Origin of the sequence: Aeribacillus sp. FSL K6-8394, from assembly GCF_038008865.1 — a bacterium.
Taxonomy (GTDB): Bacteria; Bacillota; Bacilli; order Bacillales; family Aeribacillaceae; genus Aeribacillus; species Aeribacillus composti.
In genome coordinates this window covers 415170-441133 of record NZ_JBBPAA010000002.1, presented here as the reverse complement: position 1 = coordinate 441133, position 25964 = coordinate 415170, and the positions used below count along the sequence as shown (strand labels likewise).

Here is a 25964-nt window from a genome sequence, read left to right as displayed (position 1 = left end):
TTTTCACCTTTTTTCATTTTTTATACAGAGCTCGCTGAAGAGAAACCTTCAATATCAATTGAGTAGGAGGGAGCGATTAACTCCCGTCCTCTCACACCACCGTACGTACGGTTCCGTATACGGCGGTTCAATTAAGATAATTGACGCAAGTCTTTATAACTTCCGTGAATAGCTGTTCTCTTTATGCCAGTGGTCACTCCACCCTCCAAGAGGTCTCCCACGGGATTCACCGCTTCCTCCCTCAAGTGAGGTACTACGTTTTCTGTGTTCATCATGACTCACTGAATGCCAAGGGCTATTCTCTCTTAATTGTTCGGTCCTTCTTAGTTGTTCTAGATCAACTAATACTATGACCTCTGCTGACTTCTGACGGTTCAGCTACTTATCACTAAGTAGGTTATGAAGCGTACTTCACATATCCACCAGACCTCCCCGGGTAAGTACATGCACTTTCACACCATCTATCCGCCTCATTTACTCGATATGACCTTCGACAGAAAGAGCTTTGTTTTGTTTTGCAAACTCACTCAATCATACCTAGCCTTATATGAGGTTCGTGTTCCTCGGACCGGAAGTTTGCCGCTCGCTTCCTTCAGATTCCGCGTCACCACGGACACCCTTGCTCTTGGCTGACCTCTACTTCTGTCTTCGGGGTTCGGGACTTACACCCTATAGTTCATATACATGCCGGGCGCACAAACAGAAAAGGATGCCGAATTCTTTAAAGCATCCTTTTCTTTTTGATTTGTTATCAAATTTTCGGATCACTGTTCGTTAGCATATACAGTGCCAGCCGCCTGACTGGAAACCTGCTCTTCTTGAGAAGCTTTTTCCGGATGAAACTCTCCTTCCATTTTTGACACAACAACTACTGCGACACCGTTTCCAATTAAATTCGTAATCGCACGGGCTTCTGACATAAATCGGTCAACACCGATGAGAAGAGCAATTCCTTCAACCGGAACCATTGGAAATGCAGCCAAAGTAGCGGCTAATGTAATAAATCCGGAACCAGTCACACCTGCAGCGCCCTTGGAAGTCAGCATTAAAATTCCAAGTAGTGTCAGTTCCTGCCAAATGGTTAAATCGATCCCATATGCCTGTGCAATAAAGATAGCCGCCATTGACAAATAAATCGACGTTCCATCTAGGTTAAAAGAATACCCAGTCGGAACAACAAGACCAACAACAGACTTAGAACATCCGTACTTCTCAAGCTTTTCCATCAATTTTGGCAATGCGGATTCAGAGGAAGAAGTTCCTAACACAAGCAATATTTCTTCCTTTATATATGCGATAAATTTAAAAATGCTGAACCCGTAAAATTTTGTGATCAGTCCCAACACGATCACGATAAATAAGAACATCGTCATGTAGACAGAGGCCATTAATTTTCCTAAAGACACAAGCGATCCCAGACCGAAATTTCCGATTGTATAGGCCATTGCACCAAAAGCCGCAATCGGTGAAATTTTCATAACCATATTTACGATGCCAAAAAAGATATTTGTCAATTGTTCAAACAAATTGATAACAGGTTTTGCTTTTTCCCCTAGTCTTGCCGCTGCTAATCCGAAAAGGACTGCGAAGAATAAAATCGGCAAGAGTTCTCCGTTCGCGAGCGCTCCCACTGCATTTTCTGGCACAATGCTCATGATAAAGTCTAAAGCACCGTGACTTGTTTCCTCTGCTTGTTTCGTATATTGAGAAATATCGCTTCCTTGCACACTATCGGTGTTAAAGCCCTCACCTGGCTTCATAATGTTTACGACAAAGATCCCGATAGCTAGAGCAATCGTCGTAACAATTTCAAAATAGATCAGAGCTTTCCCGCCGATCCTGCCTACTTTTTTCAGATCACCCATCGATCCGATGCCGATGACAACGGTGAAAAATACAATTGGTGCAATCACCATTTTCACTAGTTTAATAAAAATATCTGCCAAAATCTTTAATTTCGCCCCGAACTCAGGGAATAAAAATCCAACTGTAATCCCTAAAATGATACCGATAATAACTTGTACAGTCAGGTTTTTAAAGTTTATTCGCATCTATCTCTCTCCTTTCCCCTTTGATAACGTTTTCAAACGTCCGTACATTTATGTTAATAGAATGTTCAAAAAGTTTTAATATTATGGTTTTATTAATCTTTTTGTTCTTTTTGGTCTCAAAATTAATTTGAATGGCCAAAAATGAGAAAGGATCAGCACCTCCCTAGTCATTCTGGGAAACAGAAGCAGAAACTCTTAATAGATTCATTTTTGCTTTTCAACTACTCCCACTTAAAGTCTAACGAGCTGGTCACTCCAAAGAAACGTAAACGGCTTCTTCTCCTTCCTTAACAGAGCTGGTTAACTACTGCCCAACGACTCTTATGCTTCAGTCGTAACTCCAACGATGACCATTTTCATAACCGATTGTCCATTGGTAACCCCAAAAAAATCAAAACACAACGGGCGATAAACCATGAGATCGAGTTTCTTAGAATCATTCATTCGTTTCAAATAGTTACTGCCGATAAGCTGAAAGGTTTTATTTCAGCCATTCCTGTAAAGAAAGTGCAGCCGCTGTGATGTCCATGTACTTTATCTTACATCTTTCCACCGAATGCTCGTTGGACTATTTCTTGTGGTGTACCATGCGTAAAAATGGTTGAGAGCGGCGAATATAACACCTCACTGAACAAATTTTTTCTCTCAAATTCCATAAAAAAAGACTGCCGCCTCGCGGACAGTCCATTTTTGCTGAAACGATGGCTAGTTCAGCTTGCTGCATTTCTTATTTCTTTTAATAGCTTTCCATATTTCGCTTCATATTCTTGGTAAAGCGGCACAAATCGTTCCTGCCATTTCTTTCGCTCTTTTTCCGTTAACGTATGAATATGTATATTTGGATTTTGCCTCATTTCTTCAAGCTGTATTATATTTTGCTGTTTCGATTGCTTCATATTCCAAGCTGTCGTTTCTTCTATTGCTTCCATAATTTGTTTTTGAACGTCTTTAGGTAGCTGATTCCAAAATGTTTCATTGACCATTACGACATATCCTAAATAACCGTGATTGCTAATTGTTACATACGGATGAAATTGATAAAATCTTTTTGAATAAATATTCGAAATTGTGTTTTCTTGTCCGTCAAATGCTTCCTCTTCTAATGATTCATAAACTTGATCAAATGAGAGGGCAATCGGTTCCGCTCCTAACATGTTAAATTGTTTTTTTATGACTTTATTAGGCATGATCCGAAATCTTTGGTCTTTGAAATCATCCGGATTTTTCATAAACATTTGACTATTTACCATTTGTTTGAATCCATTTCCCCAAAAAGCCAGTCCTTTAAATCCTTTCGGTTCTAACATACTGAGCAGCTCTTCGCCAATTTTTCCTGTTAAAACCCTTTCAACATTATCATCGTTTTGAAAAATAAACGGTAAATCTAACACTTCCCATTCCGGAACCAATTCTGCCACGTTTGAATAGGAAGGAGCAATCATTTGCACTTTGCCTTTTCTTAAAGCTTCTATTTCATCTTTATCTGAATATAATGAACCGTTTGGAAACACAATCACTTTTACTCGGCCCTTCGTCTTTTCCTCGACCAAATCTGCAAACCTTTGTGCAGCCAAGCCTTTTGGCGTATCCTCCGCCACTACATGGCTGAAATAGATTTTAATTTGCTCTTTTAGCCCCTCTTGCTCATCATCGTAAACCGGTGGATCATTTTGAGATTGTATAATGATATTATAGGAAAATAACGCAAAGGCTAACCCGGCACATACTATAGCCAAATACCTCACGATTTTTTTCTTCATGATTCATCACACCATTTGTTTTTGATCATTTTAACATAAATTATACCAAGCATGCTCTTTCTCTAAAGTAAAGGAAAGCAAATCTGTGATAAAATAAAGCAAGTATGAACGTTTAGCTAAAAGAGGTTGCCTTATGAAGCGATTACCAATTATATGGAAAATAACAGGTTTAATTTTTATTATTGTCTTTTTATCGCTTTTTTTCGGAGGATTATTTATTGTAAACGAATATTTAAACCAAAAAGAAGAAGAGCTTAAACAGCAATCTATATTAGCTGCGAGGACGGTTGCGGCGCTGCCTGAAGTCAGAAACGGGCTCAATGGAAGCTTGAAAGATCGCCAGCTGATTCCTTCGATGATTGAACGTCTTCAAATCATTAACGGAACAGAATATATTGTTGTGCTCGATATGGATCGTACCCGCCTTTCCCATCCGGTCAAATCTTTAATCGGAACAAAATCGGAAGGAGAAGATGAAGGTCCTGCCTTTGCCGAACACACATATACGTCAAAAGCAAATGGAGAAATCGGCACTGTTATCCGCGCCTTTGTACCTGTCATGAATAAAGAACATAAACAAGTTGGAGTCGTCATCGCAGCCTATAAGCTTCCAAGCTTATATGAGCTGCTTGCAAATTTAAAATCGCAAATTTTTTCGATTTCTTTTCTTGTCTTACTATTAGGCGGTTTGGGGGCCTGGCTCCTGGCAAGACATATAAAAAAGCAGATGTTTCACTTGGAGCCTTTTGAAATAGCTAAAATGCTAGTTGAACGGACTGAAACATTTAATGCTATGCACGAAGGAGTCATTGCCATTGATAAAAATGAACGTATAACTATTTTTAATGACCGTGCCAAACAAATGATGGGCATTGAAGGAGATGTGATCGGAAAGCCGATTCGCGACGTTATTTCCGACACCCGACTCCCGGAAATATTAGTAATTGACCGTCCTATTTATAACAAAGAATTGCAGGTAAGGAATCTAAGCATTTTAAGCAATCGCATCCCGATCAGAGTGAATAACGAAACGGTCGGAGCTGTCGCCATTTTCCAGGATCGAACTGAAATCAAAAAGCTTGCGGAAGAATTAACCGGAGTCAAAGCTTTTGTCCACGCGCTTCGTGTTCAAAATCATGAACATATGAACAAATTGCACACAATAGCAGGTCTCATTCAGCTTGGACATAAAGAAAAAGCGTTAGAATATGTATTCAAAATAACGGAAGAGCAAGAAGAGCTGACAAACTTTTTAACTGAACATATTAAAGATGAAAGCATATCGGGCCTTTTACTCAGCAAAATCAGCCGGGGCAAAGAGCTCGGAATTAAAGTATTCATTGACAGAAACAGCCATTTGGAGCGATTTCCAAAAAATATCGATCATCACGACCTGGTGATCATCATTGGGAATTTAATTGAAAATGCTTTTGATGCCTTTCAAGAGTCGACTGATCCTGACAAAGAAATATTCGTCAGCATCGATCAAAATAAAGAAATTTGCACGATATTAGTTGAAGATAACGGTCCTGGCATAGACGATTCTGTATTACCGAACATTTTTGAAAAGGGTTTTTCCACAAAAAACAAGCAAAATCATGGAATAGGCTTATATCTGGTCAAACAAATTGTTGACCGAGCAAACGGTCACATTCATGTTGAGTCGCAAAAAGGTATGGGAACTACATTTATCATCACATTTGATATGTAAAAAACAAAGGGGGCAAAAAATTTGAACAAAAAAATTAGTGTATTGTTGATTGAAGATGATCCCATGGTTCAAGAGGTGAATAAACAATTTATCCAAAAAGTCGACGGCTTTACTGTGATTGGAATCGCAGGGAACGGAAAAGAAGGCATAGAGCTTGTTCGAGAATTGAAACCTGAACTAGTTATTATAGATATTTACATGCCTAATCAGGATGGATTAGAAACGCTTAAGCAAATCCGGTCAGAGGGTCATTCCGTAGATGTCATTGCGATTACCGCTGCGAGAGATATGGAAACTGTTCGCCGTGTCCTGCAAAACGGCGCTTTTGACTACATTATGAAACCGTTTAAATTTGAACGGCTCCAACAATCGTTAAAAAACTATTTGCTTTATCATAGCCAGCTGAAGGAAAAAGAAAAATTAACGCAAAAAGATGTAGACACTATGTTGTTAAACAATAAATTAAAGAGCAAGCCAGAGGATCCAGACCTGCCTAAAGGGTTAAACCAAGTAACACTTGATAAGATCATCCGTTTCCTCCAAAATCAAAAAGAACCGATTTCCGCTGAAGAAGTTGCGGAAGGAATCGGTATTGCACGCGTTACTGCACGAAGATATTTAGACTACCTGGCGAAAATCAAAAAAGTCTCAATCCATGTTCAGTATGGCAGCATCGGAAGACCTGTCAATCGATATATGTTTCATTCTGATTAAGCTTGGCTAGAGGTGAAAAACAAACGAAAAAATCATTGAGCTGGACCACTTTTCTCATTTTTATATTGCTAGGACAAATAAATGCTATGTTGGCTTTATCAGGGGAACAGTCATTGCACGTTGAATACTAATGGTGTCAATTTTCTCTTATCGGACATTTTGCTTTTTCAATCGGGACACAGAAAGGCTTTCGAACCCACATTATGAGTTCTCAATAACAACGATTATTCTAGAAAAAAGTTCAGAATTTTCCGCCGACTTTGCCTTTCAATGCGTTGAATTTTCAACTTTTGCTCCTCCTCCCTTGCTTTCCTTCAACCTATTGTCCGCTCTTTATCTGTTCCTTCGCCATTACCATTTTCAACTTTGCTTTTAAATTTTTTACCCCACTTTTTTTAGTGGAATAACTGCCTTGTCATGATCCGTTACAAAATGCCCCATGCTAAACAAAGACGCGTGATTTTTTTAAGTAAGCGTCGACGTTTTAAATCGGCAAAATATTTCAGCAAAATCAAAAAAACTCCAACTTCAAAACTTAATGATTTGAGAGTTGGAGCATAGTATTTTTATTTAATTTTTCTATAAATCGGCCCATGGGATTGAATTAACAGGGTATTACCAGTTTTCAACAATTGCTGCAGCAGTCTGTTCATCGATAATTAAAACATTTATAAATCCACCGTTTAATGCAGCTTTTATACTTTCAAGTTTGTGTATCCCTTCAACAACAGCAATTACTTGATTAATTTTTTTCAGTTCTGTTAAAGTAACGCCAATTACTTTGTTCGTAAAAGAGTCGATAATAACATTTCCAAAATCATCAAAAAAACGAAATCCGATATCTCCGACTACACCGAGCTTGCGTAAATAATTTAAATCTTCATCACTCAAATAACCTAACTTCCGCAATGTAGATGACCTATGCGGGTTACCAATTCCGATGACTGCTATATCGACATTTCGTCCTTCTTCAAGCACTGCTTCTATATCCTGCATTGCTAATAATCTTTCTTTTAATTCTTCTGTCTCTACAATCGCAGGAGCGTATAAATAAGAGCATGTACAATTTAACTTTTTTGCCAGTTCATATGCCAGTTGATTTGCATGAATTTCAACGTATTTTCTTCCCATACCACCTTCGAGCGGAACTATATGTATATCTTCATTACGTACATATGGAAATTCCTTTACAAGTTCGGCAAGTGTAGTTCCCCAGGAAATTCCGAGACGTTTTACGTTTTTTAAATTTTTAGAAAGATAATAAGCACCTGCTCGTCCTACCGCACTCTTTACCAAATCAGGAGTTAAACCTACAGAAGGAACAACAACTGCATCCTTTAAATTAAAATATTTTTCCAGCTTCTGTTCCAATTCAACTGTATGGATACTCTCATCTTTTATATATATTTCAATAATTCCTGCTTCTTTTGCCTTTTGTATCATTTTCGAAACAATCGGTCTAGACACGCCAATCTTTTTGGCAATTTGCTCTTGTGTCCATCCTTCTGTGTAATATAAAGTCGCTATCTTGACAAGTTGTCTCCTTTCTTCCCACGTTAACATTTCTTCACCTCTTTATTTAACCATCAGCATTGTTAAAAATAACTTATATTAACTAACCTTTGACTTAAATTAATCTTATTCCTCAAGTTGTTATATTCAAAAAATTTTGTAATATTTTTAAATATATGGAAAATACATGGTCTTTAATCAGTATAAAAAATCCTTATAATTAGAATTTCTAATTATAAGGATAATTCCCATGGATAAGGATAACACAAAAAACACAACAAATGAACTAATAAGTAAAATGAATAAGCAAGAATTTTCTGAGTTGTTCAATTTGATTCATCAAACACGTTAAGAAACTAACGGCCTTAAGTTTCTACACTTGAGTTAGATAGCCTAAATGAAAAGCATACGAAAGATCTAAAATGGGGAATGGTGAAAGTTGTTGCCAGAGCTGAGAAGGACTATTTCTGCAAGAAAAAAAGCAGAGTGTGGAGTCAACATTAAAAATTTGCAATAATATAACTCAACGATTCAGTTATAAAAGGCTTGACATGGAGCCGCTGCAGCTTAATTCTTCCAACAATCACCAGTTAAAACAGTTAAACTTTTATTGCCTTCCTCCATGTAAAGCCCAGTGTATATCACTGCATAAGCACTTTATTCCTCTCCACACTTTTATATTGAAATAAACAAAGGACTTTTCCTTTATTCAATTTCTTTAATCAAAAAGGTCAAACACAAAAAAGAATCCGCCATGTTTTAACAACAATTTAACGAAGGTGAACTGGGACCATCTAGACTATTTAACTATCATTCCCCTTGTTTCCATATAAATTCTTATTAATCTTTTTCTGTGAAAATCAATTAACCATGGCTGAAGCGGTATACCCCACAATCAAATTGGATACCCTATTAACGACCAAAAAAAGGAAATAGGAAAGCAGAGCTACCTTATTTTTAGGTATCTCGTATATTTCTGAACCTTTTTGGTTATACTAATTTATTTACTGCTCTCGAAACGGTTCTTTTCGAGAAATGATGCAGTAAATGATGGTAAGCATTCGGTGCGCGATCGCAACGAGTGCTTTTTTCTTTCCCCTGCGTGCCGCCAATGACCAATATTTCGCTGCCAAACGTTGATTCCTACATCGAGACAAAGCCCAAGCCGCCTCACATAACGCCGATTTGATATGCGGATTCCCCTTCGTCGTTCGGGTACTTTTTCGTTTTCCAGCACTTTCATGATTTCCCGGCGCGACTCCCGCCCATGAAGCGAGGTGTTGAGACGTTGGAAATTGTCCCATATCGACTCCGATTTCAGCGATAATCACGGCAGCGGTTTCCTTCTTGATCCCCGGTATGGTCACAAGAAGCTCCATCTCTTGTTTGTATACTTGTAAGAGTTGGTCGATTCGTTCTTCGATGTCTCGAAGTAAACTTTCCAACGATTCGATGTGCTTCCACGATTGGCGAATCATGAACAGTTGATGGTTGGTCAATGTACCAAAGAGAGAATCCTGAATTTGTTGTTTTTTCCTCTTCATACTCCTGTGAATGCAAGCATCGACTTCGGTTTCTTCGATGTATCCCTGTTTCATTAAACGTTCCAGTAGCTTTCGCCCAGATACACCAAATACATCCGAAATCACGGAACTTAACTTGATATTGGAACATTCCAACACTTTTTGAATGCGGTTTTTCTCCGCGGTTAACTGCCCGATCCATTTTTTGCGCAAGCGAGTTAAATCCCGTCATTCTCGAATGTTCTCAGGAGGTACGAAACTCTTCTCGATCAATCCGTAACGCAACAATTTGGCGATCCATTCTGCATCGGAAACATCGGTTTTTCTCCCCGGTACATTTTTGATTCGCTGAGCGTTGGCAAGTGTAATGTCAAAGTAATCTTCCAAAATATTGAACACAGGTTTCCAGTAAACGCCCGTACTCTCCATCGCAATATGAGTGACACCACGATCTTCTAACCATTTCAGAAGACGAAACAAGTCTTTCGTGAAAGTAGGAAATGTTTCAACTTCCTTTTGAACGTGTTCTTCCTCTCCAAGAAGAGCACAAACGACAATTGTTTCGGCATGGACATCTAATCCTGCACAACGATGATAAAGAACATCCATGATTCTTACTCCTTCCATCGATAAATTCGCAAACAGGGAGTCCATTTGCACGTTAGGCATTTTTCTGTTCGTAGTCACCTTTTCACACGAAAAGGGCTGACAATGGGTGGAACACCAAATGGACTCAAACAGTTTTTATTACAGGGTCGAACCACCATTAAAGAGAACGTCTTTCAAAACTGTTTGCGTTCATATCCATTATGGGAAGGAATGATGGATTTTCATGCATGGGTGGGGAGTAAAATTACTCATGGATGTTTTTATTATTGTATTTGATAATTGAATTTTGAGCCACTCCGATTACATCCTTGTGAGTCACTTCGAAATTGGCAAATGGTAAATCTGGAGTGTCTTGACATGGAGCCTCCAGAGGCATGATTTCACTCGAAAGGCGACACATCAAAGTGTTTCGATAGGCAACAAGCCTATCATGCCTCTCACTCCATATCAAGATGGTGTTTTTCGATGGAAATGGAGTGGTGCACGTTTTCATGAGCGAAGTGGCTCAATTTTATGTGAGCAAAAACAATTATGAACGAAAAACACATATAGCTATTGTTTTTTGAACATAAAGTTGCCCCAATACAATATTGACCATTATTTTTAAGATGAAAAAATGGTTCTTGTAAAGCTCAAGAAATAGATGATCAAGTTCAAAACTAATCAAGTGAACTTAACCGCTTTTTGGTTTAAATGTTCTCCCGCCATCTGCAATAATGATTTGCCCATGAATATATGCTGATTCTTCATTAGACAAAAAATTAGTGAGATTTGAAATATCAGAAGGTTTACCCAGTCGGCCTATCGGAATTTCTTTTTTTAGAGTATTTTTGGATTCCTCTGAAGGATATAAGCGGTCAAGCATGTCCGATTCAATTACACGAGGCGCAATCACATTTATGTTAATTCCTTCTTTACCTAGCTCTCCTACTAAAGATCTCATAAATCCAAAAGCACCACCTTTTGAAGCTGCATAATGGATACCTCCGCCTGAACCGGTTATAGCAGAACCAGATCCAATGATTATAATACTACCCCCATTTTTATTTTTCATTAATGGCAACACTGCTTTTGTACTGAAAAAAAGTCCATGTAAATTTACAGCTATTGTTTTTTTCCACGATGCCCAATCAATATTCAAAAAAGAAACTTGTTTCGTAATCCCTGCAGAATAAACAAAAATATCAATCGAATTTAAAGTTTCTTTAACTTTTGTCATCATATTTTGAACGCTTTCCCAGTTCGATACATCTACTTCGAAACTAAAAATGTCATTTGGTCTTCCGCTTTCATTAATTAGTTGATCAAGTGCTTTTTTATTAATATCAGCTACTGCTACTTTTTTTCCCCTTCCGGCAAAGTCTAAAACAATCTGTTTTCCAATGCCCGCTGCTCCTCCAATTACCAATACATTCTCTCTATTCAATGAATATTTTCCTCCTCTCCAAGGAAAATTATTTCACCTTTTAAATGTGTAGCATATGAAGAGCATAAAAACAAAACTGTGTTTGCAACTGCTTTACTGAGAGAAGACAATGATGTCGATGTTTGAACGATATCAGGAGAAATGCTATTTACACGTATTCCAAATTCACGGAATTCCCTAGACAATCCTTTAGTCATTGAATTTAATGCGCTTTTCGACGCTGCATAATGGGGGCCGATTTCACCGGTGACTGCCGCGGTTGCTGAAATGTTAATAATGTTTCCCTCCCCAATTCTTAGCATGTGTGGAATCACTTCCTTGCTGCATAAGAACGGAATATCAAGGTTGAACTCCAACGTTTCAATCCAATCATTAGGATCTAAATCCTCAATTGTTTCTTTTGACAAAACATGAATATTATTGATTAAAATGTCAATTTTGCCACTATTCTTTGCAATTTTTGAAATAACTTTTTGAACCTCTTCTAGTTTCCTTAAGTCGCCTGAGATGACCTTTGCTGTTCCGCCGAGCGAGGAGATTTCTTTAGAAATTTGCTCAATTTTGTCCTCCTCGTTAAAATGATGAATCCATACCTCAGCGCCAGATAAAGCAAGTGCTAAACATATCTCTTTCCCAAAAATAAAATTACTTCCAACCACGATCGCAACTTTATTTTTTAACTTTATTTCCAAAGGATTTTTCACCACCATTTATTACGATTTAATCAATACTTTTAACACATTCTCTTTAGTACTGTGTGCACATTGAATGGCTTCATTCAGCTGTGATAAATGGAAACGATGTGTGATCATCTTATCCGCTTCTACAACACCCATCTTAAGTAGTTGTAATGCTTTATCGTAATTATATGGATTGGATGAATAGGAGCCAACAAGTTTAATTTCGTCTTGAAAAAACCTATCCGCCCGTAATGGGACAAGGTCCCTCTTAAACGGAGCAAATACTAATATTGTCCCACCTTTGCCTACACATTCCATTGCTTCCGTCAACAGATGATTAACACCAGCTGAAATAATAACTACATCTGCCCCTTGACCATCTGTTATTTCCATTATTCTGTCCCTCACATGTTCATTCTTGCTATTTATGATATAGTCCGCACCAAATTCTAATGATTTGTTTAACCGAAATGGGTTAATATCACTTACGATTACTCTGTCAGCTAAGAAATATTTTGCCAATTGAATTTGAATGCACCCTATTTGACCTGCCCCCATTATAAAAACTGTATCTCCAGGATTTAATGCAATGGACTCAAATCCATGCAAACAGCAAGCAACTGGTTCTACAAAAGCTCCTGTTTCAAAGCTCATATCAGATGGCAATTTTCCCATTGTATGTTTTACATGAACAGCAGAGACTCGAATATATTCTGAAAAACCACCAGGATCTAGATTTGTTGCTTTAAACTGAGTACATAAACTGTAATTTCCTCTATTACAATAATGACAGGTGAAGCATGGTACATGATGGGCAACAAAAACACGATCTCCTTCTTCAAATTGTGTAACATTTTTACCAACTTGTACAATTTCCCCTGATACTTCATGCCCTAATACTGTATTAGGCGGTACAATTCTATCGACTACTTTATGAATATCAGTTCCACATACACCACATATCTTCATTTTTAATAGAATTTCATTTTCACCTATTTGAGGAATTGGTCTTTCTTCATACCTTATATCCTCCCTATCATAAAAGACAGCAGCTTTCATATTGATCTCCTCCACTAAAGTACGCGAGCACCTCTATTTATTAATTCACTTAATAATTCAGAGTAACCGTCCATTTTATATGAAATCCAATATCTTCCGCCAAATATTCGCGGGTTACCTATGCGAATGTATATTTGGCCAGCAAAATCATATTTTTTTATTTTCATTTCATTTTTAACTTCACTCCAATCATATTTATGCTGTCTGCCAAATCCTTCAAATAAAATTCCTTCTTTCGTTACCGTGATAGAAGAAGGAAATTGTAAACCAATAACGGAGGATAATATTAAAAAAGGCATAACAACGATTAATAGTTTATATAATTCATTATGTTCATCAATAAGATAGCCATATATCCCATAACCAAACAAACCAACCATTAAAATCAAAGGAACAAAATTTTTACTGCAAACCATCCATTTACTATACCTATACTTTTTCATAACAACCTCCGAATTGAAAGAAGAGTTAGATTTCTTTTTTAAGGAATTTGAAATCTAACTCTTTTTCCTGATACATGTTACTTGTTTAAATATTCAATAATTTTGTTAATATCATCATCAATCCCAACACCCGTTAAAAAAGAGACAGTCTGAATAACTGGCACATCCCCAACATTACTTACTGGTGTTGTCGTAACGATTACATCAGCATTTTCAGCTTTTACAGGCACTTCTGCAGCCTTGCATTGTTCAACAGCTACATTGAATCCTTTATTTTTTAAAACTTCTTCAATCTTTTTGGCAACTACAGTAGAAGTGGCAACAGCTGTTCCGCAACATACTAAAATTTTTTTCTGTGCCAAATTTATTCCTCCCTCATATTTTTTTTGCTATTCTATATTTTTATTATTCTCTTCCAAGATTCCCATTTCCTTTGAGAATTGCTTTTTGATATCATTTCTCACCCAATACCAAATCAACCCATATAGTACTGCGCATATAATTGCAGCAATAAAATAAGGATTTGTTGGGTCCAGTAAACGAACGATGATCCAAGGAATAACATGAGATCCTAAATCAATACCAGAAATCAACGAAGCTCCCTCAGGAAAATCAAAACCTACTGCTCTTCCCATTGTTGTTGCCAATTCCGCTAAGTTCGTTGCTATAAAAAGAACAATCATGATCGTAATGATAGCATTAATTAATCCCCTAACAATATTTCCTCTAGCTGCTGCTACAGCCCAAATGACGGTAAAAGGCAGAACCGCTAAATCTGTAAATGGTAACATTTGATTGTATGGAAGAATCACGGCCAAAAGAATCGTTATAGGAACCATAATTAAAGCTACTGCCATATTTGCTGGATTACCAATTACAATAGCAGCATCTAATCCAATATATACGTTTTTTCCAGGAAATTTTTTATTAATGTAATCTCTTGCGCCTTCAGAGATAGGGATCAGCCCTTCCATAAGGAGGGATACCATCCGAGGCAAAAGAACTAACACAGCTGCCATTTGTACGCCAAGTGTTAAAATTCCCTTTAAATCGTAGCCTCCAAGGATACTAATTAGCATTCCTAAAATTAGCCCCATCATCAACGGTTCCCCAAATATTCCAAATCTTTTACTTAAAGTTTCAGGATCTGCATGAATTTTGTTAATTCCCGGTATTTTGTCCAATATTCTATTTGTTGCGTAAGTGATTGGGGCAAAATTGACCGTTTCCGAGTGTGCTAAAGACACGCCTTTTAAGCCAAAATGGTGTTCAACAGCTGGTGCTGTCCAGTCGGCTAGTTTTAATGTAATCGCAGAAACCACTAAACCTACAAACAATGCAAGTATCATATTGTCATAAGCATAATAAGTAACAGAAGCTGCAAAAATTAAATGCCAAAAGTTCCAAATATCAACATTTAAAGTTTTAGTAAAATTAATCGACAATAAAATAACATTTAAAATTAGTACTAAAGGAATCATAAGTGGAGCGACTGGAGTACCAAATGAAATAGCTGCACCAATCGGCCAGCCAACATCTAAAATTCCCAACTCCAAACCAAGTTTTTTGACCATTGCCTCTGTAGCTGGACCTAATGAATTAGTTAAAAGAGTAATGACAAGGTTTACTCCAACAAAACCAATTCCAATTGTCAAAGCAGCCCGAAATGATTTTTTAAATCCTTGTTTTAAAATCAATCCGAAAATTGTCATTATGATAGGCAACATGATGGATGGTCCTAAATCAAGAATAAAATCAACAGCTTGTTTAATCATTTCACCCACCCCCTGTAATAAATAAGGTATTTAAAACGCTTACATTTTAAAATATTAAAAATTAAATTTATTATCTAATATTTTGTATATTTCAGCTTTTTCCCTGGCATTTTTTAATTTAAACATTTCATCATTATTTTGAAACATTTCCATCAATTTTTCTAACATTGTTAGCTGCTTACTAGGATCTTTAATTGCTAGTATAAAAACTATTTCTACTTCTACAGATTGAGATGGATTTCCCATCATTTGAAAAGTCACAGGTTCACGAAGAACTGCAACACCAACAGTTGGAATGTTAACATGTTCGGGATCCGTATGTGGAATCGCTACCCCCATATTTTCAAGAGGTAAACCAGTAGAATATACTTTTTCCCTACTTAAAACAGCTTTAAGAAACGATTCCTTCACATAATTCTTTTTTTTCATTTTTTCAAACATATAAGTAATTACATCTTCATTCGTTTTCTTGTCGACATCCAAGCAAATGATATCTTCATCTAGATGTACAAACTTCTCCATAAAACCATCTCCCTATTTCTTTATAAGGAAAGACAATCATTTGGAACATTCTCATCCCCTTTCCAAAAGTTCTTTAATATTACATTTGTTAATAATATTTTAAATTGTTAGAATTATCGAGTCAATACTTTTTAATTAAATTAGAAAAAATAAGAGCTTATTTACAAATTTGTTTTACTAAATGTTAATTAGTATAACAATTGTAAATAAGCCCTTTTTACATCACGCTATTATTTTTTACTTTTGTCTATAATGTTTCTTGCGACGTCAAAAAACGATTCAGATATGGTTGGGTGAGGATGGATCATATTGGCCAGTTCTTCTACAGTGCCTTCCAGGGATATGAAAGAGGAAGCTTCTGAAATCATTTCGGTCACGTGTGGGCCAACCATTGTGACTCCAATTATTTCTCCATATTTTTCATCATACACTATTTTTATAAATCCTGATGTGTCGCCAGAAACAAGCGCTTTTCCATTTCCGGCAAGATCAAATCTTTCAGCCTTTACTTGCAGCCCTTTGCGCTTGGCCTCCTCTTCTGTCAAGCCAACACTAGCTACTTCTGGAAGCGTAAAAATGCACCTGGGAACAACTTTTTCATCCATTTTCCGTTCACAGCCTGCTGCGTTCGATGCGGCAACAATTCCTTCCATATATGCCGCATGCGCCAGCTGATATCCTCCTATGACATCGCCGACAGCATAAATATTCGGATAGCTCGTTTCCATTTTTTCGTCCACTTTAATAAAAGGCCCGTTTTGTTCTAGCTTTACTGCCTGAACGGCAGATAAATTAGGTTTTCTTCCAACGCTTACTAAAAGCGCCTCCCCTTCTACCGATACCGATTCGCCTTTTTCATTTAGACATTCGACAATGATTTTGTCTCCGTTTTGTTTCACGCTTGTTACTTTCGCATCTGTTAAAATTTGGACTCCTTTTTTCTGCAGCGATTTAGCTAGCGCTTTGGAGGCGTCAGCATCTTCAGTTGGAATAATCCGTCCGGCCATTTCAATGATCGTAACATTTGTTTTTAGACTGGAAAAAATAGTCGCTAACTCCACCCCAATGACTCCGCCGCCAATTATGGTTAGGGAGCTTGGTATTTTTTCAATATCAAAAATGGTATCGCTTGTATAAAAAGACGCAGAGCCCAGTCCATCTATTGGGGGAACGGAAGGGGATGAACCGGTTGCCACAATAATTTTGTCTGCTTGAACACGTTCCTCTTTTTTATCCGAAACTACTTTTACAATATTTCCTTCTTCTACAAAGCCTTCTGCCTCATATACATCAATTTTTCCTTGCTTTAACAAAAACATAACACCGTTTCTGAGACGGGAGATGACTTCGTCTTTGCGCTTTTTCATTTTGTCTAATGAAATCGTGATGTTGTCCGTTTGAATTCCCCATTCTCTTGATAATTCAATTGCCTCAATAATTTCAGCGTTTTTCAACCATGTTTTGGAAGGGATGCAGCCTCTATTTAAACATGTGCCGCCCAAAAAATCTTTTTCGACTAGCATTACTTTTTTTCCAAACCGTGCTGCATGAAGTGCTGCCATGTAGCCTCCTGGTCCACCGCCAATTACTGCAATATCATACGATTTTGTCAAATTGAGCCCCCTCCTTATAAGATCATTTCATACGGGTTTTCAAGAATGCGTTTAACTTCTGCCAAAAATTCTGCAGCAGGTGCTCCATCTATTACACGGTGATCAAAAGACAGGCTGGCTGTCATCATCGGCCGAATGACGATTTCCCCGTTGACTACTACAGGTTTTTCTTGGGTTCTACCAACACCTAAAATGGCTATTTCCGGCTGATTAATAATCGGTGTAAATACATCTATCGGATACATGCCGAGATTACTGATCGTAAAGGTAGAGCCTTTAAGCTCGTCAGGCCGGAGTTTTTGTTCCCTTGCACGTTTGCTTAAATCTTTTGCTTCTGCACAAATAGCGGCCAATCCTTTCTGCTCAACTTGTTTAATTACCGGCACCATTAAACCGTCTTTTACCGCAACTGCCACTCCAACATTAACTTCATTTTTATAAATGATTTCATCATGCTCCAAATGAACGTTCACTTCAGGGAATCGTGATAAAGCTGTACCGACTGCTTTGATCATAATGTCTGTATAAGTTAAACGGAATCCAGTTTGTTTTTCGACAACCGGAAGAAGCGCTGTTCTCATTTCGATTGCTTTTGTCATATCAATATCGCTGGCCAATGTAACATGTGGAGCAGTAAATGCGCTTTGCACCATTCTGTCGGCAACCACTTTCCGCAATCCGGATAGTTTCTTCCGAACTTCAGACTGCTGAGCTTTCTGACTTGATGCTTGAATGGCGTTGATAACATCCTGTTTCATCACCTTGCCTCCTGCACCTGAGCCTTGAAGCGCCTTCAAGTCTATATTCTCATGCTCTGCAATTTTTCTTGCTAGCGGCGATGCTTTCGGTTGTGCCTTTTCTGTTTCTAAATATTGCTTCACATCTTTAAGGTGTATGCGTCCTTTTGGCCCGCTTCCTACAATGTTCCGAAGATCTACTTTCGTTTCTTTAGCTAAACGTCTTGCGGCAGGTGTGGCTCGTACTTTACCATTCTCATTGCTTTTTACTTCGACAGCGTCTTCGTTTGTTTCAGACTGTTCAGTCTTTTCAACGGATTGTTCGCTTGATTCCTCTGATAAAGCCGGCGGCTCGTCAGGAACCTTTTCCCCCGGTTCGCCGATATATCCGATCACTTGATTGACCGGAATTTGGTCATCCGGTTGGAAATATTTTTTCAACAATATTCCTCTGTCATATGCCTCAACTTCAATATTGATTTTATCGGTCATTATCTCAAATAACGGTTCGCCGATATCAACGGATTCTCCTTCTTCTTTAAACCATTGAAGGAGTGTGCCGACTTCCATCGTACTGCTCAGCTTCGGCATAAAAATTTCTTTTGCCATCGGTTCTCCCCCCTTTTTATTTAAATTGAACCGTTTCTTTTACTGCTTTTATAATATCCGGTACTTGCGGGACAGCTGCTTTTTCTAGATTCGGATTATAAGGAATAGGGACAGGTAGCCCGCCAAGACGTTTGATTGGGGCATCGAGATAATCGAAGGCCTCGCTCTCTGCAATGACACTAGCGATTTCACCGCCATATCCTCCGCGTTTTACAGCTTCATGGACGACTACAACTCTACCTGTCTTTTTCACAGATTCGACGATCGTTTCTTCATCCAGCGGGACAAGTGTTCTTGGATCGACAATTTCGACGTCAATTCCTTCTTTTTCAAGCTCTTTTGCCGCTTCTAATGCTTTATGCACCATAATCGCTGTTGCAACAATCGTCACATCTTTGCCTTCCCGTTTAATATCCGCTTTTCCTAATGGAATCGAGTATTGTTCTTCTGGAACGTGGCTTTTTGTTTTGTAAAGGAGTTTGTGTTCGTAGAAAATAACTGGATTATCATCGTCAATCGCTGCTTTTAATAATCCTTTTGCATCGTAAGCTGTTGACGGCTGTACGACTTTCAGCCCCGGAATGTGCGCCATCCAAGCTTCTAAACTTTGAGAATGCTGGGCAGCTGCGCCTGTACCTGATCCGGCAGGAGTTCTTACAACCATCGGAACTTTCCCCTTACCTCCGAACATGTATCGGAGCTTTGCAGCTTGGTTCACAAGCTGATCCATAGCGATTGTGATGAAATCTGAAAATTGAAGCTCCAAAATCGGCCGCATGCCTGTCAGCGCTGATCCGACAGCCGCACCTGCAATGGCCGCTTCAGAAATTGGCGTATTTCTCACGCGTTCCGGACCAAATTCCTCGATCATCCCCCGCGTGACACCAAATGCACCGCCGTAAACCCCGATATCCTCGCCTAATATATAAACATCTTCATTTTTTCTCATTTCTTGACTCATTGCTTCTCGAACTGCTTCTAAATAAGTGATCTCTCTCATCGCTTTTCCCCTCCCTAAATTTACGCATAAACGTCTTCAAGCAATGTATCAACAGACGGTTCTGGACTGTTTTTCGCAAATTTAACAGCGTCTTCAATTTCCTGGAATGCTTCTTCTCTCAGCTGTTCAGCCTTTTCTTCTGTTAATACTCCTTTGTCAATCAAGTACTCTTTAAACCGTTTGATCGGATCTTTTTTTCTCCACTCTTGCTCTTCTTCACGAGTGCGGTATTTTTTTGCATCGCTTTTTGAGTGGCCTTTCCATCGATATGTTTTTGCTTCAATCAGCACAGGGCCCTTCCCTGATCTGGCATGTTCAACAGCTTCATAAACTGTATTCATCACTTCAAGCATGTCGTTTCCATCGATTACTTTGCCTGGAATACCGTAAGCCTGTGCACGATCTGCTATATTTTCAATATTGAACATCTCTTTTACAGACCCGCTCATTCCGTATTGATTGTTCTCGCAAATGAACACAACTGGAAGATCCCAAATGGAAGCAAGGTTTAATGATTCATGGAAGCTTCCTTCATTTGCTGCACCATCTCCGAAGAAGCACAATACAACATACCCCTCATTTTTCATCTTTGAAGTTAATGCCGCACCGACTGCCAAAGGAATGCCTCCGCCAACAATTCCGTTTGCCCCTAGGTTTCCTTTCTCTACATCTGCAATGTGCATGGAACCGCCTTTCCCTTTACAGTATCCGGTTACTTTGCCAAACAGTTCGGCCATCATTCTATCGACTGTTGCACCTTTAGCAATGCAATGGCCGTGACCCCTGTGTGTGCTGGTAATTTTATCTTTCTCTTGCAAAACGGCAATTGATCCTGCTGCTGTTGCTTCTTGTCCTACACAAAGGTGAGTCGTTCCATGAATCATCCCTTTTGCAAAAAATTGGTCGACTTTTTCATCAAAATATCGAATCAGCCACATTTGTTTATACAATTCAACTAATCTTTCATCCGTTATAAATGCTGGAAGTGCATGATTACTCATTTCTTCCACCTCTCCTTTACATTTGTTCTTTATAGTTACTTTTGTAATAAATATAGAGTTTTTTCCGAAAATAGTCAAGGAATATCTATATAAGCTTATTTATTGGAGCCTTTCAAAATAGTGGAAGTACTCAAGCTTCTTTCTTTTGTTTGGTTAACTAAAGATAATCGAGGGGCTGCAACCATGTTTTATGCAAAAAAAATGGCTGCCAATTTGTAGTTATGGCAGCTCAGCTCTTTTAGACAAAATAGGAAACATACGAAATCAAGCAGAGAAAAACGGTTTATTGTTTTTTACTTGATTTATTTAGGGACTTATCGAACCCCATCTTACACATATGATTAATTTTTTTAGGTCAAAGCATTTCCGCTGTTTTTTCATCTGTAATTAACACATTTATTAACTTCCCTTTTAAAACGGCTTTGATCGCATCGACTTTTTCCAGTCCTGCTGCCACTCCAATCACAAACGGAATTTCTTTTAATTTTTCAATATTAAAAGAAATGATTTTATCATTCCAAATATTTGAAGGGGCGCTTCCGTTTTCATCGATAAACTTATAGCAAATATCGCCAACAGCATCGAGTTCATTAAAATATTGTCTATACTTTTTTCCCAGCTCTGATCTCGTAATGGTTGAGTGTTTAGGTGAACCGCCGATTCCTACAAGGATGATATCCGCTTTTTCGGCAAGGTTAAAAATGCTTTGTATAGATGTTTGGGTCATAAACAATTCCTTATCTTTTTTGCTGTCAGCCATCACAGGGGCATGGAGAAGCTTATAATTTGCCTTCAATTTTTCAGCAAACATCGAAACAAGAACATTGGCATGTATATCTACCCGTTCATCCCCCATTCCTCCTACAATCGGAACAAAGGTCGTGGAGGAATAATTAAGGTTAGCTGGTATCTGCTTCGCAACAGAAAGCAATGTCGTGCCAGAAGAAACCCCGACAATTTGTCCGTCTTTCAATATCCTTAATAAATATTTGCTCGCATATTCCCCGATATTTTCCAAATCCGGTCCGTTTCCTAGATTCGGAACGCAAATGACTTCCCGAAGTCCATATTTTTTTTCAATTCTTGCTTCTATATTCATGAGAGGATGATTTGAGCCGTCATGAATTTTAATTTCAACAATTCCCAATTCTCTTGCTTTTGATAAATATTTTGAGATCAGCGACCGGCTTACACCGAACACTTTTGCGATTTCTGATTGTGTAGCTCCTTCCGCATAATACATATGAGAAATTTTCACAAGCAGCCTTCTATCTTCCAATAATTCCCCACTTCTTTCTATAAAATCTAGGTTCGTATTAAATTATAATGGTAACAGAAAGAAAATTGTTATTTTTCAAAGCGAATTTCTTTTCCAACTTCAATATGTGGGAAAGTAAAAGGCTCGACAAAAACAGCTCCTGGAAGCACATGTTCATTTGGTTTGGAAAAATAGATCGAAATATGGCCTAATTCCTTTAAATTTTTGTTTGCTGCCGAGCCGACTGCTGTGATGAAATATTCTTGATCGCCCCATATAATTTTTCCGCCCTCAACAAGCGGCTCATCCGACACATCGCCTTCAAATTCATGAATAACAGATACTTCTCTAAGCTCTTGAGGAGCATTAGGTCCAAAGAGAATTAAAACTTTTTCTTCTTCAAATGATGGGACTAGAGTACCGATTTCACGAATAATCGTTTTCGACATCTTCTGATCCTCCTTGAAATCCTATTCATTATTGATACATGCCGATGCTTGCGGCATATGCGATTAAAACTGCAAGAACTCCTGTGATTAAACGGCTGTACAATACAGCTGGCACACCGTATTGAATCGTTTCTGGCTTCGCTTCTCCAAGAGACAAACCGACAGGGACAAAATCCGCACCCACTTGGCCATTAATGGCAAATAGAGCCGGCAAAGCAAATTGAGGCGGAATGTTGCCCGCTGCAATTTGGCTTCCAATTAATACCCCAATGACTTGCGCAATAACAGCTCCAGGACCTAACACCGGTGACAGAATCGGGATTGTACATACGATAACGATGACGATCAATCCCCATAAAGAACTGGCAAGAGGAGAAAGAGTATTAGCGATCAAATCACCGATTCCCGTATAATTAATTATACCTATTAACATACTAACAAAAGCCATAAATGGAATAATATTTTTAATCAGCATATCAACAGAATCGCGTCCCGCCTGATAAAAAGTACCAGTTACTTTTCCTATTCCTCTTGAAAACTTCATTAATATATTTTCATTGTTTTCACGGTGTTCCTTTTTTACTTGTTCGTATTGAGCTTTAAATGCTTCCTTATCATTCACATTGAATTTTGGACTGTCTTCTTGCTGCTCCGTTTCCGAAGCATCCGTCTGAATGTTTTGTTCTTCTGCTTCGTCCGCAAGATAAATATCCTTCACAGTAACACCCGATACAAAAATATCTTCTGTAATGTGTTTCGCCAATGGACCAGAAGGTGAAGAAGGAAGAATATCAACGGTCGGGATTCTTTTCATTGGATACAAACCAATTCTGGCTGTTCCGCCGCAGTCAATCACGACACACATCATTTCATCTTCCGGAACTGAATTTTTAAAACCATCTACAGCTTCAGTGCCTGTTAATTCTGCTATTCTCGCTGCTACAGGATGGATGCCGCCGCCTGTAATGGATACAACTTTTTGTTTCTTTCCTTTCGGTTCAATGCGCAAGCCTTTTCCCCAGCCGCCAGAACCTTTTGCAACAAAAACAGCTCGTTTTGACATATGTTCTCCTCCTCTTTAAAATTTGAACTCGCTTTCATCTTTGTCCAAAATTTAAGATTTCGCTTCCATTCTGCGCGCCAAAAATTTTGTTATATATTCCGTAATAATTCCCCGCAATAAAATAACTACGATCCCTACGAGAAAATAACGAACAGCAAGCTCTGACATAGAATAGCCCGCTTCTTTTATTCCGTTGGCAATTCCTAAATAGACAAATAATTCTCCTGCGTTTGCATACGGGAACAACGCCGTCACCGGATGAACAAACGATACAGCTGAATCATAAAACGCCGGCTTTTGTTTTTCTGGCAAAAAGCGTCCGAACGTATAACACATCGGGTTTGTTAACAGCAATACTGATAATATCGGCATGACAGTATATCGTAACAGCATATACTTCGAAGCAAATTGTATCGCTCTATTGACCCGCTCTTCACCAATAAATTTAATAACTGCATAAGTAAATGTAAGCAAAACAACCAAAGTCGGGATAATGCCTGTAAACATACCCATAAACGTTTCTCCGCCAGCCTGGAACATTCCGATAAAATGTTCACCAATCCATTTCAACCATTCCATCTTTCACTTCTCCTTTCAGCACATTTTATATTGAAAGCTTTTTCTTGGAAATGGAAACGATAGCATTTTCGGCCGCCATCGATAAAGCCGCCAAAAATGAAGGGATTTGCCTCTTTTTTCCTGCAGCATTTTCTGTGAATTCATGGTGATCATCCAAAATTTTGGCTACATGATGGCCAATGTATTTTTCATATTTTTTAAACTTTGAGAAAACTGAAATACCTTTTAGAATATAGCAATCTTCTATAACATAATCCTTGTTCACAACAATCATTGCCATAGCGCCGGAACTAAATTTTCGCCGATTCATGCCTGAGTACAAAAAATACCCTTCTTTACCCTTGTAACGGCTTACAATTTTGTCGACATATTTTTTATAATGTCTGACTTGTATAATTGTCGCCACATATTGAACTAGCAAAATCATGGTTAAAATGATAGCAAGCTTCAAAAAGAATCACCCCCTTTGCTCTGCACAAATGCATTTTTTAGTTAGAAAATAGATGATCTTGAAGAGATCTTAATTTCCAAACGGTTGTGGATGGATCTAGCTCAACATCATCTAATGTTAAAAATTGACCTTGTTTAATGGAACGTTTTGCAACAATGTTTCCACTGATTAAACCGATTGGGATGTGTGAATTTTTCTTCATCTCTTGATGAGTTTCAAGCACGCCTCTTACTGAGTAGCCGCCGATGCCATCAATGGCTTCTCCTGCTTGAATATCGCGCTTGGCAACAGCGACTGTTTCTGAAACTGGCGCCCCTAATGGATGAATCGATGTATCGTGTTGCAATACTGCTTTTGCAATCGTAATAGGAGTTTCTAAACTTGCTAGATGATAAGGCCGGTAAAGAACGTAATGAGGGCCTTTGCCAACTTTCAAATATCTTAATTCTGCATCTACAGGTTCTAATTCGCTTTTCACAATGACAAACACGCCCGGTGCTAATCCGTTTACATATTCAACTACTCCGAATTGACTTAAAACACCGCCGTTTTCTTGTAAATTCAACTTGTCGGCAACCGTTTCCAAATTTGCTTCCACGCCGTGCATACCAACTTTATCTGGAATGAGGCCTGTAGCGTTGCTTAATAAATTCATTTCAGCCATTGTTTTTGTGCCGTCTTGGAACGCTGCAAGCATATGGGCGCTCATATGTTTTTGAGCAGCTTCTTCCTTGCATGTATCCGGATTGGCGTTTGGTATGAACGGGTTGTTTTTCCCTTTCCCAGCAACAAGCACTTCAAGACCCATTGTCTTCGCAAACTCATACAGTTCAAGCGTTGCTGCCGGTTCATCTCCCGCAGATCCTGTATAAACTAATCCGGCTGAGGTAAACAAATTGTGCATAATTGATCCGATTGTAATATCTACTTCAACGTTAAGCAGTACTAAATGTTTTCTAGATCTTAATGCTTCCAGTGAAATGTTTGCACCAACTTCAGGAACCCCTGTAGCATCTACAATGACTTCTACTTCATCAGATTGAATCACTTTTCGGTAATCACTGCTGACAAGAACAGGATGTTTTTTCGTTAATTTCGATTGATAATAGCTGCTGGCTCTTTCTGCCGCTTCAATATTGACATCACAAATCCCTCTGACTACCATGCCAGGTATGCGTGAGATTTGGGAAATCAGACCGAATCCCATTTGACCTGCACCAACAACACCTACTTTAATTGGCTGGCCGTCACGTTCCCGTGAAAGCAACTCTTGATAAATAGACATGTTTCCAGCTCCTTCTAGGCAATTTTTTGTCGTATGTGCATGTACCCTGTAACATTTGTTACGACTTATAACATTTGTTAATCGTTTGTAATCCTTATTATATTCCAGATGTTTAAAAAGTCAATAAATTCTTG

General features: G+C 38.4%; 22 protein-coding genes and 1 pseudogene. 2 read left to right on the top strand and 21 right to left on the bottom strand.

Annotated elements, in window-relative coordinates; translation table 11 throughout:
* Window positions 1-764: 764 nt before the first annotated feature.
* Both NSR00_RS14660 and NSR00_RS14655 read right to left on the bottom strand, forming a co-directional pair.
* On the bottom strand, window positions 765-2051 hold the full coding sequence (locus tag NSR00_RS14660) for a dicarboxylate/amino acid:cation symporter (protein WP_340789568.1): 1287 nt from the start codon (window positions 2049-2051) through the stop codon (window positions 765-767).
* Between the two features lie 710 nt (window positions 2052-2761).
* Window positions 2762-3811 carry a DctP family TRAP transporter solute-binding subunit gene (locus NSR00_RS14655; RefSeq protein WP_340789565.1) on the bottom strand — a complete coding sequence of 350 codons (1050 nt, stop codon included), beginning with the start codon at window positions 3809-3811 and terminating at the stop codon, window positions 2762-2764.
* Between the two features lie 133 nt (window positions 3812-3944).
* Here NSR00_RS14655 and NSR00_RS14650 point away from each other — a divergent pair, with 133 nt between their 5' ends.
* On the top strand, window positions 3945-5522 hold the full coding sequence (locus NSR00_RS14650) for a sensor histidine kinase (RefSeq protein ID WP_340789564.1): 1578 nt from the start codon (window positions 3945-3947) through the stop codon (window positions 5520-5522).
* 21 nt (window positions 5523-5543) lie between these two features.
* Window positions 5544-6236, top strand: coding sequence for a response regulator (locus NSR00_RS14645; RefSeq protein ID WP_340789563.1), 693 nt, complete (start codon window positions 5544-5546; stop codon window positions 6234-6236).
* A 615-nt stretch (window positions 6237-6851) separates the two neighbouring features.
* On the opposite strand, the gene NSR00_RS14640 is transcribed toward NSR00_RS14645, so the two are convergent.
* The 19 genes and pseudogenes from NSR00_RS14640 to NSR00_RS14550 form a co-directional block, all read right to left on the bottom strand.
* Window positions 6852-7799, bottom strand: coding sequence for a sugar-binding transcriptional regulator (locus tag NSR00_RS14640; protein ID WP_066246910.1), 948 nt, complete (start codon window positions 7797-7799; stop codon window positions 6852-6854).
* Between the two features lie 953 nt (window positions 7800-8752).
* Window positions 8753-9880: pseudogene (locus NSR00_RS14635) on the bottom strand (IS110 family transposase).
* Between the two features lie 673 nt (window positions 9881-10553).
* The gene (locus NSR00_RS14630) at window positions 10554-11306 is read right to left on the bottom strand and encodes an SDR family NAD(P)-dependent oxidoreductase (protein ID WP_340789561.1); all 753 of its coding nucleotides are present in this window, start codon (window positions 11304-11306) and stop codon (window positions 10554-10556) included.
* Window positions 11303-11998: an SDR family NAD(P)-dependent oxidoreductase gene (locus NSR00_RS14625; protein ID WP_340789560.1), complete on the bottom strand. Its 696-nt coding sequence runs from the start codon at window positions 11996-11998 to the stop codon at window positions 11303-11305. Before NSR00_RS14625 ends, NSR00_RS14630 begins: the two co-directional genes overlap by 4 nt.
* A gap of 21 nt (window positions 11999-12019) precedes the next feature.
* A complete protein-coding gene (locus NSR00_RS14620) occupies window positions 12020-13045 on the bottom strand; it encodes a zinc-dependent dehydrogenase (protein WP_340789559.1) in 1026 nt (341 codons plus the stop codon).
* A 14-nt stretch (window positions 13046-13059) separates the two neighbouring features.
* Complete coding sequence (locus NSR00_RS14615) at window positions 13060-13488, bottom strand: hypothetical protein (protein ID WP_133309084.1); 429 nt, start codon at window positions 13486-13488, stop codon at window positions 13060-13062.
* A 77-nt stretch (window positions 13489-13565) separates the two neighbouring features.
* A complete protein-coding gene (locus NSR00_RS14610; protein WP_066246917.1) occupies window positions 13566-13850 on the bottom strand; it encodes a PTS sugar transporter subunit IIB in 285 nt (94 codons plus the stop codon).
* 27 nt (window positions 13851-13877) lie between these two features.
* Window positions 13878-15263: a PTS galactitol transporter subunit IIC gene (locus tag NSR00_RS14605; protein ID WP_340789558.1), complete on the bottom strand. Its 1386-nt coding sequence runs from the start codon at window positions 15261-15263 to the stop codon at window positions 13878-13880.
* A 54-nt stretch (window positions 15264-15317) separates the two neighbouring features.
* Window positions 15318-15785 (bottom strand): PTS sugar transporter subunit IIA, encoded by a 468-nt coding sequence (locus tag NSR00_RS14600; protein WP_340789556.1) that lies wholly within the window; start codon window positions 15783-15785, stop codon window positions 15318-15320.
* A 230-nt stretch (window positions 15786-16015) separates the two neighbouring features.
* Window positions 16016-17398 (bottom strand): dihydrolipoyl dehydrogenase, encoded by a 1383-nt coding sequence (lpdA, locus tag NSR00_RS14595; protein ID WP_340789553.1) that lies wholly within the window; start codon window positions 17396-17398, stop codon window positions 16016-16018.
* A gap of 14 nt (window positions 17399-17412) precedes the next feature.
* On the bottom strand, window positions 17413-18744 hold the full coding sequence (locus NSR00_RS14590) for a dihydrolipoamide acetyltransferase family protein (RefSeq protein ID WP_340789552.1): 1332 nt from the start codon (window positions 18742-18744) through the stop codon (window positions 17413-17415).
* Window positions 18745-18760: 16 nt separating this feature from the next.
* Window positions 18761-19744, bottom strand: a complete 984-nt coding sequence (locus NSR00_RS14585; protein WP_063386333.1) for an alpha-ketoacid dehydrogenase subunit beta — start codon at window positions 19742-19744, stop codon at window positions 18761-18763.
* A gap of 20 nt (window positions 19745-19764) precedes the next feature.
* Window positions 19765-20745, bottom strand: coding sequence for a pyruvate dehydrogenase (acetyl-transferring) E1 component subunit alpha (gene pdhA, locus NSR00_RS14580; protein WP_340789550.1), 981 nt, complete (start codon window positions 20743-20745; stop codon window positions 19765-19767).
* Between the two features lie 355 nt (window positions 20746-21100).
* On the bottom strand, window positions 21101-22024 hold the full coding sequence (locus NSR00_RS14575) for a sugar-binding transcriptional regulator (protein ID WP_340789548.1): 924 nt from the start codon (window positions 22022-22024) through the stop codon (window positions 21101-21103).
* Between the two features lie 68 nt (window positions 22025-22092).
* Window positions 22093-22452 carry a PTS glucitol/sorbitol transporter subunit IIA gene (locus NSR00_RS14570; protein WP_063386335.1) on the bottom strand — a complete coding sequence of 120 codons (360 nt, stop codon included), beginning with the start codon at window positions 22450-22452 and terminating at the stop codon, window positions 22093-22095.
* 28 nt (window positions 22453-22480) lie between these two features.
* On the bottom strand, window positions 22481-23515 hold the full coding sequence (srlE, locus tag NSR00_RS14565) for a PTS glucitol/sorbitol transporter subunit IIB (RefSeq protein ID WP_063386336.1): 1035 nt from the start codon (window positions 23513-23515) through the stop codon (window positions 22481-22483).
* Between the two features lie 51 nt (window positions 23516-23566).
* Window positions 23567-24094: a PTS glucitol/sorbitol transporter subunit IIC gene (gene srlA, locus NSR00_RS14560; RefSeq protein WP_066246929.1), complete on the bottom strand. Its 528-nt coding sequence runs from the start codon at window positions 24092-24094 to the stop codon at window positions 23567-23569.
* A 25-nt stretch (window positions 24095-24119) separates the two neighbouring features.
* On the bottom strand, window positions 24120-24545 hold the full coding sequence (locus NSR00_RS14555; RefSeq protein WP_340789547.1) for a transcriptional regulator GutM: 426 nt from the start codon (window positions 24543-24545) through the stop codon (window positions 24120-24122).
* Between the two features lie 37 nt (window positions 24546-24582).
* Window positions 24583-25830 carry an NAD(P)H-dependent oxidoreductase gene (locus tag NSR00_RS14550; protein WP_340789546.1) on the bottom strand — a complete coding sequence of 416 codons (1248 nt, stop codon included), beginning with the start codon at window positions 25828-25830 and terminating at the stop codon, window positions 24583-24585.
* Window positions 25831-25964 lie beyond the last annotated feature (134 nt).